Here is a 15,477-nt window from a genome sequence, read left to right as displayed (position 1 = left end):
GCCAGTGTCGAGATCGGTCAAACGAACAACCCAGACCCCAAAGACATCATCCCCAAGGCCACCGGACCCCCACCACCATCCTCACTGTGTCGAGATGAACAGGCGTGTCGAGATGAGCAGGCGTCCAGACGAGTCAGCCGCCGAACGCCCGGTGCAGCACCAGCGCGAGCCCGGTGCGATCGCGCTGCTCGAGTTTGCGGAGCAGGGTGGAGACATGGTTCTTGACGGTGCCCTCGGCGAGCACCAGCTCGGCCGCGATCTCGGCATTGGTGAGACCGCGGGCCACTCGTTCGGCGACCAGCCGTTCGGTCCGGGTGAGCGCCGCCAGCGGATCGTTTCGGTCGGCGGATTCTCCACCGGACAAGGCGATCCGGGCGATCCGAGGATCGATCACCACACCCCCGGTGGCCACCTCGCGGATCGCCTCGGCGAGCCGGTCGGTGGAGACGTCCTTGAGCAGGAAACCGGCCGCGCCCGCACCCAGCGAGCCGAGCACCACGGCCTCGTCGTCGAAGGTGGTGAGCACCAGCGCCGGCAGGCCGGGATGGCGTTCGGCCAGTGCCGCAACGAGTTCCAGGCCGTCCATTCCCGGCATCCGGGCATCGGTGAGCACGACATCGGGACGGCAGCGCGGCAGCACCGCCAGCGCCTCCCGGCCGTCGGCCGCCTCGCCGACGACCTGGAGACCGTCGGCGGTCTCCAACAGCATCCGCAGTCCGCGGCGCAGCAGCTGCTGATCGTCCACGACCAACAATCGGATGGTCACGCGGCGGCCTCCGGGAGGCTCCCGGTGAGCACCACACCGCGTGCGTCGCTGCGGGCGGAGAAGCTGCCGCCGAGCTGCTCGGCGCGCTCGGCCAACGACCGCAACCCGAAGCCGGGTTGGGTTTCCGCGAGTTCGGTACCGCGTTCGGCGCCGTTGTCGCCGATCTCGATCTCGACGCCCCGGTCGCGCCAGTGCACGGTGATCTCCACCCGGTCGGCGGTGGAGTGCCGCAGCACATTCGTCAGCCCCTCCTGCACCAGCCGGTAGGCGAAGAGCGAGGCGGCGTGGCCGAGTGGCTGCTCGATGCCGCGCTGGCGTACCACCACCTCCAGTCCGGTGCCGCGGAAGCTGTCCGCGATCGCTTCGAAGGCAGCGATTCCGGAGAGATTCGCCTCGCGCGGTGGGTTCAGTGCCCGGACCCAGCGCCGCATGTATGCCATCGCATCGCGGGCCTGTTCGCAGGCCTGGCCGACTTCGGCGTACGCCGCCCCGGGTTCGCGCTCGTGGATCCGTTCGGCGTACTCAAGACTCATCCCGATCAGCGTCAGCCGATGTCCGAGCCCGTCGTGCAGTTCGCGGGCCGAGCGGGCGCGTTCGTCGGCGAGCATCAGCTCCTTCTCCACATGGGTGGCGGCGCGGAGTTCGCCGAGGAGCCGTTGGTTGGTACGCCGTTCGGCGGCCAGTTCGCGGAGCAACTGCCCGAGCACCAGCCCGAGCCCGCCGAGGACGGTCAGCGAAACGAGTTCGAGCAGCAGGAATGCCAAGCTGCGTTGGACGAGGACCATCGTCACGGTCGCCACCAGAGCGTAGACCGCGAGACCTGCGATGCCGTACCAGAGACCGTTGCTGGCGATGACCAGACTGATCGACAACAGGGTGAGCAGCAACGGCACCGCACCGCCACCACCGACCGCGGCCAGCGCGGAGGCGATCAGCATCAACTGGAGCAGCCGAGGGTCTCGCCACACCCGCCACGCGATCCAGCACAGCGCGACCAGGACACTGCCCACACAGCCGGTCACCAGCAACCAGAAGTACTGTCGCTGGGCCGCGAGCGAGGTGACCACGTTGAACAGCACGAGCACGCCGACGAGCACATCGAGCAGCACCAGCATCCGGCGTGACATTTTCATGGCTTCAGCCTAGGGACCCCGGGCCCGGTCGAGGAGTGACCGTGGTCATGGTTTCGGGGGCGGGGTCGTGACCCGGGCCAGCGGATCCGGCGGTCGCTCCGCGGCACGGTGGAGTCATGCCTGCAATCATCGAAACTCCCAACCCGTCCGAAACCAATGCCAGCACGAAGAAACCACGACTCCCCGGTTGGCTGCGCGCCGTGCTGGTACCGGTGTTGTTCATGGCGACCGTGATGGTCGTCCAGCTCGGTTACAGCGCCATCCCCGGGGTCACCGCGGCGATGTCCGATCCGAACAATCTGCTGCTGGTCGTGCTGTCGAATCTCGGCGGCGCACTGCTGGTCACCGTCGCGGTGCTCGGGGTGATCGCACTGCTGATGCGCCTGGTCGACCGCGCCCCGCTGCGGCGGATCGGCCTGGTCTGGACCCGGCACAGCCTGCCGGCGCTCGGACTCGGTCTGCTGATCGTCGTCGTGATCGGCCAGCTCGTCATGTGGGGCGGTCTGCTGGTCGGCCAGACTCAGCGAGTGACACTGCCGCCGGACCTGCTGTCGACCGGGATGATCGCGGCAACGATCGCGCTGGCACTGATCCGGGCGTTCCTGCTGCAGGGGATTCCGGAGGAGCTGTTCTTCCGGGGTTATCTGATGCAGGCCCTGGCGGAGCGGCCCCGGGTGGCCGCGCTGGCCTCGGCCGGTCTGTTCGCGGTGATTCACCTGGTCTCCAAGGGCGGTCAGCAGAATCTGGTGGACCGGTTGCTCTATCTGCTGATCCCGCTCGGGTTCGGGTTCCTGGCCGCGGCCCTGATGCTGCGCACCCGATCGATCTGGTCCGCGGTCGGCGTACACGCGGGTTTCCATGTATCGAACCTGATCGGCCAGTTCTCCGGGCTGGCACCCGAGGGACGGTACTTCTGGGTGGTCACCGGTCTGGTGCTGCTGTTGGCGGGGTTCGTCGTGCTGCGTGGCTATCGCGGTGACCGGGTGATCATCGATCGCTGAGGTCCGCCAGGTCGTACCAGTCCATGCCGCGCGCGGTCGCCCAGTCCCGGGCGGCCGCGCGCAGTGCGTCGGCGACACCGCGGTCGGCGTAGGCGTCGGGCACGAAGAGGCGTTCGGCGCGCAGCTCTCCCCCGCCGGTACGCCCGGGCCACGGCAGTGGTCGGATCCGGGCGGTGAGCAGCAGGCCGGCATGCTGGTTGTCGAGTTCGGCCCACCAGGCCGGGTGCTGGTCGCGGTATTCCCGCCAGGCGTCGACGAACCGGTCCATGAATCCCTGGCCCGGTTCGAGCCCCTCCGCCCGGGCGGCCTGGATCACCAGGGCCGCGACCAGCGGCGCATCGGCCTCACTCGCCTGACGGATCCGTGCCCCGGTCATACCCTGATCGTCCCACGTTCATCGACCAGGGCGCAGCGACCAGTACCCACGTTCATCGAGTAGGTCGCGCAGCGACCAGTACCCCGTTCATCGAGTAGGTCGCGCAGCGACCGTGTCGAGATGAACCAGAAAAAATCTCCTCAAACCTCTTGAGTTATTCGAACACGATGACTAATGTTGGATGTAGCAGATGAGAGGAGGTGACCACAGATGACCACCGAACGAGCCCAGGTCTTCGCCGCGATCCGCGCCGAAAGCGACACCATCGCCCAGGCCGAAGCACACCGGCTCGTCGGGATCGCCGCCGCCTGCGACACCTACTCCGGACTCAACACCCACACCGACGAACTCACCGCCCGCGTGCTGCACGGTGAACAGCTCGTGTTCCCCGGCGCGGACGGTACGCCCGGCATCACCGAGTTCTTCCACCTCGAGTTGGCGATGTCGCTGGGCAGTTCACCGGAGACCGCCGCAGGTCTGGACCGCCGACGTATTGAATCTGCGGCATCGGCATCCGATCCTGTGGCAGGCCACCTTGGACTGCGACATCCCCGTCTGGGTCGCCCGCGACATCTCCCGCGCCGCCCTGCACTTGAACTTCACCCAGGCCCGCGAATTCGACTCCCTCTGGTCACTCCGGCTGGTCAACCTCACCCCGAAACGAGCGGTGGCGACGACCGAGGCCCAGGTCGCGTTGATTCTCAACGACGACAAAGAAGCCGAACGCCAGGCCGCCAAGAAGCAACGCCGCGTCGAGTTCACCCCCAGCCGGAACACCCCGGGGATCACCGACCTCTACGCCAACCTCGACGCCGGTGACGCCGCACAGTTGAACGGCACCCTCGACCGCCTCGCCGACGTCTTGAAAGCCGGCGGGTCCACCGCCGGCCGTGACGAGCTCCGCGCCGAAGCCCTCGGCCATCTGGCCCACCCGGAACGGGCCCGGCAACTGCTGCAACCCTCGCTGTTCGATGGCGCGACCGTCACCCCTGGTGGTGATGTGGTCAACAAGCACGGTGAGATCGTCACACCCACCTCCGAGCGCTGCCGTCACGGTGCCGAATTGATCCTGCACATGAACTCCCGAGACCTCGCGAATGGCCGCGGTGGTGAAGGCGACGCGCTCGGACCGGTCACCCTCCAGCATCTGAAGGAGCTGCTGGCACAGTGCGGTGGGACCGTGAAGGTGCGGCCGGTGATCGACCTGGCCGCGCCGGTGATGGTGAACACCCACCGGCCCTCCGACGAGTTAGCGCAGCGGGTCAAACTGCGCGACCGGTATGTGATGTTCCCCCGATCGAATCGCAGTGCGTTCGGCCGCGGGATCGACCTCGATCACACCATTCCCGCACCGGAGGGGCCGACAAGCTCGGACAACCTGGGGCCGCTGAACCGGTCAGCCCACCGCGCCAGAACCCACGCCGGATTCACCCTCGAGCAACCCTCCCCGGGGGTGTTCCACTGGCGAACACCGGCAGGGCAGGAGGCTTGGGTCAGCCGCCACGGGACCTGGGAGCATCCACCGCCCGATCACCTGATCAACGACCCGGCCGCGTCCCTGTCCCGGACCGAGCAACTCCTCCGCGACACCCTCGGCAACGGGCGAACCCAGCTGGAGAAGGAACAGGCCGAAGCCGAACAAGCAGCCGACGAAGCCCGCGAACGCGAGCGACTCCGCCGCGCCCGCAAAGCACAACGCCTCCGCGACCTACGCCAAGCTGCCCGCGACCAGACCGACGCAGCGAACCGCATCGGAGCAGTCCGCGAAGCAGGCGAAGCGCCCGAAGAAGCCGGCTCCGCCGGAGTCCCAGCCTGCCCTGATTCCCAACCCAGGCTAGTTTTCCGGGTGACTCCGCACGCTCATCGAGTAGCTCGGCATGCGCAGCGAAGCGGAGCAATGCCGAGCGTGTCGAGATGAGCAACCTACCTCGCGGTTCCTCTCGACACGGTCGCTGCGCGACCTACTCGAGGAACGTGGATGGGACGCCCGCTCAGCCGAGGTGACCACCGTCAGGCGAGGCCGAGGGCCGCCCGCGGGTCACCGTTGAGCAACCAGTCGACCGTCTCATCGGCGATCGGTGGCAGCCCCGGGGTCTTGTCGGCATGGAGTTCCAGCAATCCCTCCCGGGCCTGGGCCGGGGTCCAGATCGGATAGTCCGAGCCGAACAGCAACTTGTTCACCACATCCCACTCCTGGGCCCGGATCAGCGCGCGGCGCCCGTCCGCCGGCCGCGCCCAGGCGGCCGACACGTCGGAGAACACGCGCGGATTCTTGCGGATCACCGCGATCGTCTCGCGCTGCCAGGGATGCCCCATGTGGGCGATGATCTGGGTGATCCCGGGGTGCCGGCGGGCGACCTCGTCCACGACCAGCGGGTTGGAAACCTCGAGCCTGCCCACCGGTGAGGGGGTCGCACCCATGTGCCAGAGCAGCACCAACCCGGCCTCCTCCACGGCCCGATAGAACGGGTCGAAGCGTTCGTCGCGCGGGTCGAACAGTGCCAGCACCGGATAGAGCTTGATCCCCCGCAACCCGTGCGCCACCCCATCGGCGAGCTGCTCCAACACGTCGTCATCGGTCGGATCCAGAGCCATGAAGCCGATCGTGTTCGTCGTCGTCCGCCGACAGAAGTCCGCGATGTATTCATGCGGCGAGGTCATCCCGACCGCGGTCGCCCGGATGCCGAAGACCAACGCCAGGTCGACCCCCTGCATCGCGGCGTCGTATGCCTCCGGGGTGGTGTCGACCCATTCGTGGCCATAGATCGGCTGCCAGTGGTCGTGCCACTCGCACCCCCAGTGCTCCGACAGCTGCGCGTGGGTGTGGACGTCGATCATCGAGTTCCCTTCGTCATCCGAATCACTGCTCCTGTTCCGTTCCCCGGTTCCGCATCGGCCGCCACCGGCCGGCCGCCGACCAGCACCAGCTCGATCCCCGCCGGCTCCATCCGTGGCCTGGTGAAGCTGGACCGGTCGGCGAGCCGCTGCGGATCGAGCACCACCAGATCCGCGACCGCACCCACCGCGATCCGGCCGCGATCCAGTCCGACCCGATCCGCGGGCGCCGACGTGCAGCGGCGTACCCCCTCGACCAGATCGGGCGCGAATTCGCTGAGATAGCGGGGAAAGCAGCCGAAGCTGCGCGGATGGGGTACGCCGCCAGCGGTCGCCCCGGTATCGGCCAACGCCTGCCCATCGGAGGCGACCACGGTCGCCGGATGGGCGAGCACCTGTCGCAGATCCTCCTCTGCGCGGCCGAAGGCGACCATCATCACCGCATTGTCGTGCTCAGCAAGCAGATCGAGGGCGAGTTCGGCAGCCGGGCGCCCCAGCTCGGCGGCACTCTCGTCGAGGATCCGACCGACCAGCGACTGATCCTCCCCGGGCATCGCGCAGATCATGATCTCGTCCCATCCGACCGGATTGTGCTCCCATTCGGCCGCGATCCGCTGCCGGGTCGCCGGGTCCCGCAGCAGCACCGCCCGCTGCCCACCCACCGGCAGCCAACCCGGCAGCAACTGCGCCAGCGGGGCGTTGCCGGCCAGATAGGGATAGATGTCCACGCCGATATCGAACCCATCGGACCGAGCCCGGTCGATCATCGCCAGCGCCTCACCGACGACACCGCGGTTCCGCCGCCCGACCGACATCAGATGCGAGATCTGGGTGCGGCACCCGGTCTCGCGAGCGACCGCGAGCACCTCGGCCACCGACTCCAGCAACCCATCGGTGTAGTCCCGGATGTGCCAGGCGAACAGCTTGTCCCGCTCGGTGACCACCTCGGCCAGCCCACACAGTTCTCGATGATCGGCGTGCTGCAGTGGCGGATAGATCAATCCGGTCGACAACCCGACCGCGCCCTGATCGAGGGCCTCGGCGAGCAGGTCCCGCATCCGCGTCAGCTCGGTGTCGGTGACCGGCCCCGCCACCCCCTGCCGTACGCCCCAGCGCAGCGGCAGGTGCGCGACGAGCGCCGCCACGTTCAGCGCCGGCCCCACCCGCTCCAGCGCGTCCAGGTAACCGGTCAGATCGGTCTGGTCCAGGCGTACCGCGGGATCCAGGTCGAGATAGGCGACCGCCGCGCGCATGCCCACCGGGTCCGCAGCGGGCCGGGGCACCACACCGAGCCCGCAGTTGCCGACCACCTCGGTGGTCACCCCCTGGCGCACCTTGCTCTGCCCGCGGGGATCGGAGAGCAGGGTCAGATCCGAATGGGTGTGGATGTCGACGAACCCGGGGCAGACGATCTTGCCGGCGACCTCCACCACCTCGGCATCGACCGCGGTCCCCGGTGGCAGCAACCCCGCGACCCGACCATCGGTGATCAACACCTCTGCCGGGATCGCCGGCGCCCCGGTGCCGTCGATCACACGGCCGCCGCGGAGCAGCAGCGACGCTGCTGGCGGGGGAACACCGGTGGGCATAATGTGGAACTCTATTCCATGACCGTTCGATCCCGCCAGAGGAGTCTCCATGGCCGAAGCCGTCCATCCCGCCGACATCCCGGCCCCGCCGGTACCACTCTCCCCCGGCATGCGCGCCGGTGACTTCATCTTCGTCAGCGGCCAGGTCGCCAGCCGTCCCGACGGCTCGGTGCTGGTCGGTGACTTCGCCCAGGAGGTGGAGCTCACCCTGGACAATGTCGAGGCGATCCTGAAAGCCGGCGGCGCCGGCCTCGGCGATGTGGTCAAGGTGAACGCCTGGCTCGGCAGCGCGTTGCACTTCACCCGCTTCAACGAGATCTATGCCCGCCGCTTCCCACAGCTGCCGCCGGCGCGGACCACGGTGGTGGTCGCCTTCGGCCATCCCGACGTGCGCGTGGAGATCGACGCGATCGCCCATCTCGGCCGGAACGCTTGACCGCTGGCGTGGAATAGCATTTCATGAATGTGTCGCGAGGGTTCCACCACGCGACCTCCTGCACTACGACGAAGTCGAGGTCTTGATGAGTGGCACCAGCGAATCCCCACGATCACAGGGAATCTGGGATCGGGCGCGTGCGGTGATCCCCGGTGGGGTGAACTCCGGCACCCGCGCCAACGGTGCCCCGCTCAGCCTGGCCGATGCCGAGGGGGCGTACGTCGTCGACGCCGACGGCCGGCGCTATCTGGACTTCCACGCCGCCTTCGGCGCGATCCTGCTCGGCCATCGACACCCCATCGTCGACGACGCCGTGGCGGCCAGCCGCGACGGGGTGGATCTGGTCGGTTACGGGGTCACCGAGACCGAGGTGCAGCTCGCCGAACTGCTCGCCCGGACCATCCCGAGCATCGAGCAGACCCTGCTGGTGAACACCGGCAGCGAGGCGGTGGCGTACGCCCTGCGGATCGCCCGGGCCCACACCGACCGGCGGCTGATCATCAAGGTGCAGGGCGGTTTCCACGGCTGGTCCGATGCGGTGGCCCGCAACGTGATCTCCGCCCCGGGCCGGGAATACGGCGACGATCCGATCTCGGCGGGGATCCTGCCCGAGGTGCTGGCCGCCACCCTGATCGCCGAATGGAACGACCTCGACTCGATCCGTCGGCTCTTCGACGAACATCCCGACCAGATCGCGGCGGTGATCGTCGAACCCATCCCGCACAACGTCGGTGCCCTGCTGCCCACCGACGGATTCCTGGCCGGCCTGCGGGAACTGACCAGCGACCGCGGCGCCCTGCTGATCTTCGATGAGGTGATCACCGGATTCCGGCACGCCCTCGGCGGCTATCAGAGCATCGCGGGCATCACCCCCGACCTGACGACCTTCGGCAAGGCGATGGGCAACGGGTACGCCACAGCGGGCGTCGGCGGCCCGGAACGGGTGATGCGGCAGGCCGATCCCGCCAAGGGCGGCGACGTGTCGGTGATGGGAACCTTCAACGGCAATCCGGTCTCCTGCGCCGCCAGCCTGGCCACGATCGGTTATCTGCAAGAACATCCGGACTTCTATGACCGCACCTACGCCTTCGGGGAACGGATGCGCAGCGGGCTGCGGCAGATCTTCGCCGAGACCGAGGTGCGGGCCACGGTCGCCGGCCACGGGGGCACGTTCACCATCTATTTCGGCATCGACCAGGCCCTGGGCTACCGCGACCTGGTGGCGTTGGACCGCGCCGCCTCGCACGCCTACCTGCGCGGCATGATCGACCGCGGCCACCTGCTGCTGCCGATGGCGATGAAGCGCAACCACGTGTCCGGGGCGTTCACCGAGGCCGACATCGAGGGTGCCCTGGCAGCGGCCCGGGACACGGCTGAGACACTGGCGGCAGCAGGTGAACTGCCCCGGACCGGGTCCTTGGCGCCGACCGGACAGACCGCCTGAAACCACACCGAGTAAGGAAACCATGCGCCTGTGCAGCTATCGCACCTCCGACGACGAGCTTCGTCACGGCAGGCTCGGTGACGACGAGCTGATCGACGACCTCGGCCCCGGGGACCTGTCGGCCCTGATCGCGTTGGGCTCCGACGGAACCCCGCCGGTCCGCAACACCGGGGACCGACTACGACTCGACGAGGCCACCCTGGTCGCACCGCTGCTCGACCCGCCGAAGATCCTCTGTGCGGCCTCGAACTACCAGGCCCACATCGACGAGGGGGGTGGGCAACTGGTCGACCCCGCGCGGACCAGCCCCAAGATCTTCACCAAGCCACACACCTCGCTGGCCGGGCCCGGTGATGTCTTCGAGATCCCCGAGATCTCCGCCGGGGCCGACTGGGAGGCCGAACTGACCGTGGTGATCGGCCGCGGCGGCCGGGACATCGCGGTCGAGAACGCGCTCGAGCACGTGTTCGGCTACACCGTCGGCAACGACATCTCGCTGCGGAAACTCGCGCTCGGCTTCGAGCGGGACACCGAGAACGCCTGGGTCGGCTTCTTCGATTGGCTGGAAGGGAAATGGGCCGATGGGGCCGCGCCGATCGGCCCGTGGATCGTGACCGCCGACGAGATCATCGACCCGCAGGCACTGGAGCTGACCCTGACCGTGAACGGGGAGCTGAAACAGCAGTCCAGCACCGGTGCGATGATCCACAGCTGCGCCGAGCTGATCGCCTTCTGCTCCCGGCTCTGCACCCTCTCCCCCGGCGACCTGATCATGACCGGTACCCCGGCCGGGGTCGGTGCCAGCACCGGCACCTTCCTGGTTGACGGGGACACCATGACCGCATCGATCGGCGGCATCGGCGATCTCACCACCCCGATCCGCGCCAAGACGGACCGGGCGAGCTGAGGCGTACGAATGGAGTGCTTCAGACCGGCGGCGTCAGTCGCGCGCGACCGCCCGCAGCGCATCCACCATCGCCGGATTGCTGCCCAGTTGCTGGGCGCTGTCGGAGAGCTGCTGCAGCAACCGCTTCTGCGCCGGCCCGGCGAACTCACCGGAGGCACCGGACAGGCTCAACGCGCCGATCGTGCCCCGGTCGTCGGTGACCAGCACCGCCAGGCAGGACAGCCCCTCGGCGTACTCGTTGTCATCGAAGGCGTAGCCACGACGGCGGATCCGACCCAGGTCGCGGCGCAGTGCCGCCAGGTCGGCGGCGGTCCGCCCGGTCGGGGTCGCCCACGGTTCGTCGGGGACATGCCGCTCGACATCCTCCGGCGCCAGATCCGACAGCAGCATCTTGCCCAGCGCGGTGCACCAGGCCGGCCCGTGCGAACCGACGGTGGCATCGAACCGCAGCGCCCGGTCGGGGCGCTCCACGGCCACGTGCAGCACCTCGGTGCCGTCGAGGATGGCGAGGTTGGCGGTCTGCCGGGACTGGCGGGCCAGGTCGGTCAGCTCGTCGTGCGCCAGCGCGCTGACATCCAGACCACCCAGGTAGGCCTGGGAGAGCGCCATCACCTGATGACCCAGCCGATAGGAGGGCTGCTCGTCCACCCGGACCAGGAAATCCTCCTGGACCAGGGCACTGAGCAACCGGACCAGCGTGCTCTTGGGCAATTCGCTGCTCTCGTGCAGCTCCGCCAGCGTCATCGGGCCGCGATGGGCGCCGATCAGCTGCAGCAGCCGCAGACCACGGGAGAGCGCCTGGGTGTGATAGTTGGCTGCGCTGCGCCCCTGGGTGGACGTCGCCATCCGCACTCCAATCGCCGAAGAGATCCACATGGCACGGTGTGCCACGTTGCTCGACACGATACCGAAACAACCGACGGGAGGACCCCTTGATCAGGGTCGGCATCATCGGGACCGGTTTCATCGCCGATTCCCATGCGGGAGCCATCGCCGGCAGTCCGCGTACCACGCTCACCGCGATCCACGACCGGGCACCCGAGGCGGCGCAGCGTTTCATCTCCCGCTGGGGTGGTGTCGCCATGCCCGATGCGGAGGCGCTGATCTCCTCGGCCGAGGTGGATGCGGTGATCGTCTGCACGCCCAACGACACCCACGTCGACCTGGCGATGACGGCCTGTCGGCACGGCAAGCATGTGCTGATCGAGAAGCCGATCGCGCTCGAACCGGTGAGCGCGCGGGCGATGACCGACGCCTTCGCCGCCGCCGGACTGGTCTTCCAGGCCGGGCACGTGCATCGGCACACCGATCTCGGCCGGGCGGTGCAGGACTGCATCACCAGCGGTGCGCTCGGCACGATCGAGGCGATCCGGATCGCGATCACCGGCGGGTGGATCTGGCCCGGTTGGCAGGGCTGGGTGCTCGACCATCAGCGCTCCGGCGGGCATGCGCTGCACAACGGCGTACACCTCTATGACCTGGCCTCGTGGTGGCTGCACTCGCCGATCGTGAGGGCCAGCGCGCTCGGCCAGCAGCTCACCTCGGGCCGGTTGGCGATCGACGACGCACTGGTGGCGACCCTGGTCGCCGAATCCGGCGCCTCGGCGATCTGTGAGATCTCCCGGGGTGAACGGCCGCGGGCGACCGCCCTGTTCGAGGTGGTCGTCCAGGGCAGCGCGGGCAGCCTGGTCCGCGCCTGGTCCTCCGACGGCGGGGTGGCGTTCACCGACGAGGCCAGCGGCCCGCTGGCGGCGGCGTTCAACGACCCGTTCCGGCTGCAGCTGGATTCCTGGGCGGACGCCATCCTCGATGGTCGGCCGGTGAATCCGTCGCTGTCCGATGCGGTCCAGTCCGTCGCGGTGGCGGATGCCGTGACCCGAGCGGCCCGCAGCAACCGGGTCGAGGAGGTGGCCCGATGAGGCTCGAGTCGGTGGTCCTGGCCCATGACGGCCGGCCCGGTTCCCCGGAACGGATTCCGGCGGTCCTCGGCCCGGCGGCCGAACAATGTCCCGAGCTGGCCCTGAAGGGGGTGCTGGCCCTCGGCGGTGGCGACGCCGCCGGCTTGGCCGAGCAACTCGGAACCCGGGTGCTGGATCCCGGGCAGCTCGGCGACACCGATCTGGTCGTCGGCACCCTGCATCCCGAGACGCTGCTCGGCACCCCCGAGCTGGGCCGGGCGGGCATGGTGGCCGCGGACCGGTTGATCGGCACCGACCGGGAACAGGTCGAGCGGTTGCGCGGCCTGGCGTACGCCGACCGGTTGCGTCCGCTGACCCCGTGGCGGCACCACGCCGCGGTGACCCCGCTGCTCGCCTCGGTCGCCGGCGGCCGGTTCGGGCTGATCCACGCCATCCACGCCGAACTGCTGGCCGGCAATGCCGATGTCACCGAAGGGACCTGGGCGCTGCCCTGGCTGACCGCCGGCGTACTCGATCTGATCTCGCAGTTCGTGCCGGCCGGGGAGCTGACCCTGCACGCGGTCGAATGCGGCTCCAGCGTCACCCTCTCCGGCACCTGGCGGGACGGCTGCATCTTCACCGCGATGATCGGCTCGCCGCGCCCCGGCGTCCCGGAGAGCGTGCACCGCTATCGGCTGCTGGCCAGCCACGGCCAGGCGTTCGTGGATCTCGCCTCACCGCTGATGACCCTCTACACCAACCGGATCGAGCGGATCCCGCTGACCACCACCCCGATGGCCCGGCAGCTCAGCCTGATCGCCACCGGTGGCGGGGCCGGTTTCGACGTGCTCGTCGATTCGGCCGCACGGGTGGCGATGATCCGCGAGTCGATCGCGACCGGTGCAGTGGTCAGCTCGATGTCGGTGGGCAGCGTTTAACTTGGGGGCATGGCTGTCACCGAAGAGACCCTGCACGATTCCGCCCTCGAGGTGCTGCGCCGGCTGACCGGCAATCCCGCTGCGGAGTTCCGGGACGGCCAGTTCGAGGCGATCGAGGCGCTGGTCCGGGATCGCCGGCGGGCGCTGGTGGTGCAGCGCACCGGCTGGGGCAAGTCGGCGGTCTATTTCGTCGCCAGCCTGCTGCGCCGCCGTGCGGGTGCCGGCCCGACGCTGATCGTCTCACCGCTGCTGGCGCTGATGCGCGACCAGGTCGCCGCGGCCGAGCGGGCCGGGGTGCGCACCGCCGCCATCAACTCCGCCAACCCGACGGAGTGGGACGAGATCATCGAGCGGCTGGGGGCCGGTGATCTCGATCTGCTGCTGGTCTCCCCCGAGCGGCTGACCAATCCGCGCTTCCGCGACACCGTGCTGCCCCGGTTGATCCCCGACCTCGGCCTGCTGGTGGTGGACGAGGCGCACTGCATCTCCGACTGGGGCCACGACTTCCGGCCCGACTATCGCCGGATCGCCGAGCTGATCACCCAGCTGCCGCCCGGTGTCCCGGTGCTCGCCACCACCGCCACCGCCAACGAGCGGGTGGTCACCGATGTCGCCGAACAGCTCGGCAGCGACGGCGCCGAGGTGTTCACCCTGCGCGGGGCGCTGGCCCGGGATTCGCTGCGGCTGGGTGTGCTCCGGCTGCAGACCTCGCGGCAGCGGCTCGGCTGGCTGCTCGCCCACCTGACCGAGCTGCCCGGTTCGGGCATCATCTACGCGCTCACCGTGTCGGCCGCCGAGGACACCGCGCGGCTGCTCGCCGACGCCGGTCACCGGGTGCTGGCCTACACCGGCCGGACCGACCCGGCCGATCGGGAGGCCGCCGAGCAGGCGCTGAAGAACAACGAGGTGAAGGCGCTGGTCGCCACCAGCGCGCTCGGGATGGGCTTCGACAAGCCCGATCTGGGTTTCGTGGTGCATCTCGGCGCACCCAGTTCCCCGGTCGCCTACTACCAGCAGGTGGGCCGCGCCGGCCGCGCCACCGAACGCGCCGACGTGCTGCTGCTGCCCGGGACCGAGGACAAAGACATCTGGCGCTACTTCGCCACCACCTCGATGCCGACCGAGCACAAGGTGGGCCAGGTGCTCGGTGCGCTGGAACAGGCCGGGAAGCCGCTCAGCGTGCCGGCGCTGGAGGCACGGGTGGATCTGCGCCGGTCCCCGCTGGAGCTGCTGTTGAAGGTGCTCGCGGTCGACCGTGCGGTGGAGAAGGTGAGCGGCGGCTGGCAGCTCACCGGCCGGGGCTGGAGTTACGACAAGGAGCGTTACGACCGGATCGCCGAGGCCCGGGAACGCGAGCAGCAGGCGATGATCGACTTCGAGCAGGGCCCGATGTGCCGGATGGAGTTCCTCACCCGGCAGCTCGACGATCCGACCTCCGCCGCGTGCGGACGCTGCGACAACTGCCTGCGCGCGGCCGGTGAACCGGTCTGGTACGCCACCGAGGTGCCGACCGATTGGGCGGAGCGGGCCGATGCCGGGCTGGCCCGGGTCGGCGTACCGATCGAGCCGCGCACCCAGTGGCCGTCGGGGATGGACCGGTTGTCGGTGCCGGTCAAGGGCCGGATCGCGGCGGAGGAGGCCTACGCCGAGGGCCGGGCGATCGCGCGGCTCACCGATCTGGGGCACGGTGCGGCGCTGCGGCAGCTGTTCAGCACCGATGAGCAGGGTCGACCGGTGGATGCCGAGGTGCCCGAATCGCTGGCCCGGGCCTGTGTCGAGGTGCTGCGGGAGTGGGACTGGGCCGAGCGGCCGGTGGCGGTGATGTCGGTGGGTTCGCTGAGCCGGCCGCGGCTGGTCCGCTCACTGGCCGAGGGGCTGGCCCGGCTGGGGCGGCTCACCGATCTCGGTGTGTTGGCGCCCCGGCCGGGTGTGCCGGCGACCGCACCCGGCAACAGCGCCTATCGGCTGGCCTCGGTGTGGGAGCGCTTCGAACTGACGCCGGAGCAGCGCACCGAGCTGGGCCGGTTGTCCGGGCCGGTGCTGCTGGTCGACGACCTGGTGGACTCCCGCTGGACGCTGACCGTCGCCGCCCGCGAGCTGCGGCTCGCCGGGGCCCCGGCGGTGCTGCCGTTCGCGCTGGGCCTCGCCGGTTAG

The 15,477-nt window shown here is 69.4% G+C and carries 15 protein-coding genes; 8 read left to right on the top strand and 7 right to left on the bottom strand.

Annotation, left to right across the window (positions count from 1 at the left end):
• Positions 1-133: 133 nt before the first annotated feature.
• Entirely contained in the window at positions 134-766 is a 633-nt protein-coding gene (locus C8D81_RS00460; RefSeq protein ID WP_267489865.1) for a response regulator, read from the bottom strand.
• On the bottom strand, positions 763-1,899 hold the full coding sequence (locus C8D81_RS00455; protein WP_094431162.1) for a sensor histidine kinase: 1,137 nt from the start codon (positions 1,897-1,899) through the stop codon (positions 763-765). The genes C8D81_RS00460 and C8D81_RS00455 overlap by 4 nt, the downstream gene beginning before the upstream one ends.
• Before the next feature lie 116 nt (positions 1,900-2,015).
• Here C8D81_RS00455 and C8D81_RS00450 point away from each other — a divergent pair, with 116 nt between their 5' ends.
• A complete protein-coding gene (locus C8D81_RS00450; RefSeq protein WP_094404813.1) occupies positions 2,016-2,900 on the top strand; it encodes a CPBP family intramembrane glutamic endopeptidase in 885 nt (294 codons plus the stop codon).
• On the opposite strand, the gene C8D81_RS00445 is transcribed toward C8D81_RS00450, so the two are convergent.
• Both C8D81_RS00445 and C8D81_RS00440 read right to left on the bottom strand, forming a co-directional pair.
• Entirely contained in the window at positions 2,887-3,276 is a 390-nt protein-coding gene (locus C8D81_RS00445) for a hypothetical protein (protein WP_094399512.1), read from the bottom strand. The two genes, C8D81_RS00450 and C8D81_RS00445, sit on opposite strands and share 14 nt — an antisense overlap.
• Before the next feature lie 171 nt (positions 3,277-3,447).
• Complete coding sequence (locus C8D81_RS00440) at positions 3,448-3,705, bottom strand: hypothetical protein (protein ID WP_133625347.1); 258 nt, start codon at positions 3,703-3,705, stop codon at positions 3,448-3,450.
• A 64-nt stretch (positions 3,706-3,769) separates the two neighbouring features.
• On the opposite strand from C8D81_RS00440, the gene C8D81_RS00435 reads away from it, so the two are divergent.
• Positions 3,770-5,194: a hypothetical protein gene (locus C8D81_RS00435; RefSeq protein WP_133625346.1), complete on the top strand. Its 1,425-nt coding sequence runs from the start codon at positions 3,770-3,772 to the stop codon at positions 5,192-5,194.
• 92 nt (positions 5,195-5,286) lie between these two features.
• Here the strand turns inward: C8D81_RS00435 and C8D81_RS00430 are convergent, their stop codons facing one another.
• Together C8D81_RS00430 and C8D81_RS00425 are read right to left on the bottom strand one after the other, a co-directional pair.
• Positions 5,287-6,114: an amidohydrolase family protein gene (locus C8D81_RS00430; protein ID WP_133625345.1), complete on the bottom strand. Its 828-nt coding sequence runs from the start codon at positions 6,112-6,114 to the stop codon at positions 5,287-5,289.
• Entirely contained in the window at positions 6,111-7,700 is a 1,590-nt protein-coding gene (locus C8D81_RS00425) for an N-acyl-D-amino-acid deacylase family protein (RefSeq protein WP_166646618.1), read from the bottom strand. The genes C8D81_RS00430 and C8D81_RS00425 overlap by 4 nt, the downstream gene beginning before the upstream one ends.
• A gap of 49 nt (positions 7,701-7,749) precedes the next feature.
• Here C8D81_RS00425 and C8D81_RS00420 point away from each other — a divergent pair, with 49 nt between their 5' ends.
• The 3 genes from C8D81_RS00420 to C8D81_RS00410 all read left to right on the top strand — a co-directional run bounded on the left by C8D81_RS00420 (position 7,750) and on the right by C8D81_RS00410 (position 10,487).
• On the top strand, positions 7,750-8,136 hold the full coding sequence (locus tag C8D81_RS00420) for a RidA family protein (protein WP_094431152.1): 387 nt from the start codon (positions 7,750-7,752) through the stop codon (positions 8,134-8,136).
• A gap of 85 nt (positions 8,137-8,221) precedes the next feature.
• Positions 8,222-9,580, top strand: a complete 1,359-nt coding sequence (locus C8D81_RS00415; protein ID WP_094431150.1) for an aspartate aminotransferase family protein — start codon at positions 8,222-8,224, stop codon at positions 9,578-9,580.
• 22 nt (positions 9,581-9,602) lie between these two features.
• Positions 9,603-10,487, top strand: a complete 885-nt coding sequence (locus C8D81_RS00410; RefSeq protein WP_094431148.1) for a fumarylacetoacetate hydrolase family protein — start codon at positions 9,603-9,605, stop codon at positions 10,485-10,487.
• A 33-nt stretch (positions 10,488-10,520) separates the two neighbouring features.
• Here C8D81_RS00410 and C8D81_RS00405 read toward each other — a convergent pair whose 3' ends face one another.
• Positions 10,521-11,333, bottom strand: a complete 813-nt coding sequence (locus tag C8D81_RS00405; RefSeq protein WP_166646617.1) for an IclR family transcriptional regulator — start codon at positions 11,331-11,333, stop codon at positions 10,521-10,523.
• 86 nt (positions 11,334-11,419) lie between these two features.
• Between C8D81_RS00405 and C8D81_RS00400 the strand changes: the two genes are divergently transcribed.
• Genes C8D81_RS00400 through C8D81_RS00390 form a run of 3 tightly spaced genes read left to right on the top strand, consistent with a single transcriptional unit; the run spans position 11,420 to position 15,477 of the window.
• Positions 11,420-12,406 (top strand): Gfo/Idh/MocA family protein, encoded by a 987-nt coding sequence (locus C8D81_RS00400; protein ID WP_133625342.1) that lies wholly within the window; start codon positions 11,420-11,422, stop codon positions 12,404-12,406.
• Positions 12,403-13,323, top strand: a complete 921-nt coding sequence (locus C8D81_RS00395; protein ID WP_094399526.1) for a hypothetical protein — start codon at positions 12,403-12,405, stop codon at positions 13,321-13,323. The genes C8D81_RS00400 and C8D81_RS00395 overlap by 4 nt, the downstream gene beginning before the upstream one ends.
• A gap of 9 nt (positions 13,324-13,332) precedes the next feature.
• Positions 13,333-15,477: a RecQ family ATP-dependent DNA helicase gene (locus tag C8D81_RS00390; protein WP_133625341.1), complete on the top strand. Its 2,145-nt coding sequence runs from the start codon at positions 13,333-13,335 to the stop codon at positions 15,475-15,477.

The organism is Enemella evansiae, assembly GCF_004362375.1.
GTDB classification, from domain to species: Bacteria; Actinomycetota; Actinomycetes; order Propionibacteriales; family Propionibacteriaceae; genus Enemella; species Enemella evansiae.
This window is presented reverse-complemented; position numbering and strand designations above follow the sequence as displayed.

Excerpts from the sequence above, each read along its gene's own strand:
- C8D81_RS00455 (WP_094431162.1), bottom strand. The coding sequence starts at position 1,899 with ATGAAAATGTCACGCCGGATGCTGGTGCTGCTCGATGTGCTCGTCGGC.
- C8D81_RS00450 (WP_094404813.1), top strand. The coding sequence starts at position 2,016 with ATGCCTGCAATCATCGAAACTCCCAACCCGTCCGAAACCAATGCCAGC.
- C8D81_RS00445 (WP_094399512.1), bottom strand. The coding sequence starts at position 3,276 with ATGACCGGGGCACGGATCCGTCAGGCGAGTGAGGCCGATGCGCCGCTG.
- C8D81_RS00430 (WP_133625345.1), bottom strand. The coding sequence starts at position 6,114 with ATGATCGACGTCCACACCCACGCGCAGCTGTCGGAGCACTGGGGGTGC.
- C8D81_RS00425 (WP_166646618.1), bottom strand. The coding sequence starts at position 7,700 with ATGCCCACCGGTGTTCCCCCGCCAGCAGCGTCGCTGCTGCTCCGCGGC.
- C8D81_RS00420 (WP_094431152.1), top strand. The coding sequence starts at position 7,750 with ATGGCCGAAGCCGTCCATCCCGCCGACATCCCGGCCCCGCCGGTACCA.
- C8D81_RS00415 (WP_094431150.1), top strand. The coding sequence starts at position 8,222 with ATGAGTGGCACCAGCGAATCCCCACGATCACAGGGAATCTGGGATCGG.
- C8D81_RS00410 (WP_094431148.1), top strand. The coding sequence starts at position 9,603 with ATGCGCCTGTGCAGCTATCGCACCTCCGACGACGAGCTTCGTCACGGC.
- C8D81_RS00405 (WP_166646617.1), bottom strand. The coding sequence starts at position 11,333 with ATGGCGACGTCCACCCAGGGGCGCAGCGCAGCCAACTATCACACCCAG.
- C8D81_RS00395 (WP_094399526.1), top strand. The coding sequence starts at position 12,403 with ATGAGGCTCGAGTCGGTGGTCCTGGCCCATGACGGCCGGCCCGGTTCC.
- C8D81_RS00390 (WP_133625341.1), top strand. The coding sequence starts at position 13,333 with ATGGCTGTCACCGAAGAGACCCTGCACGATTCCGCCCTCGAGGTGCTG.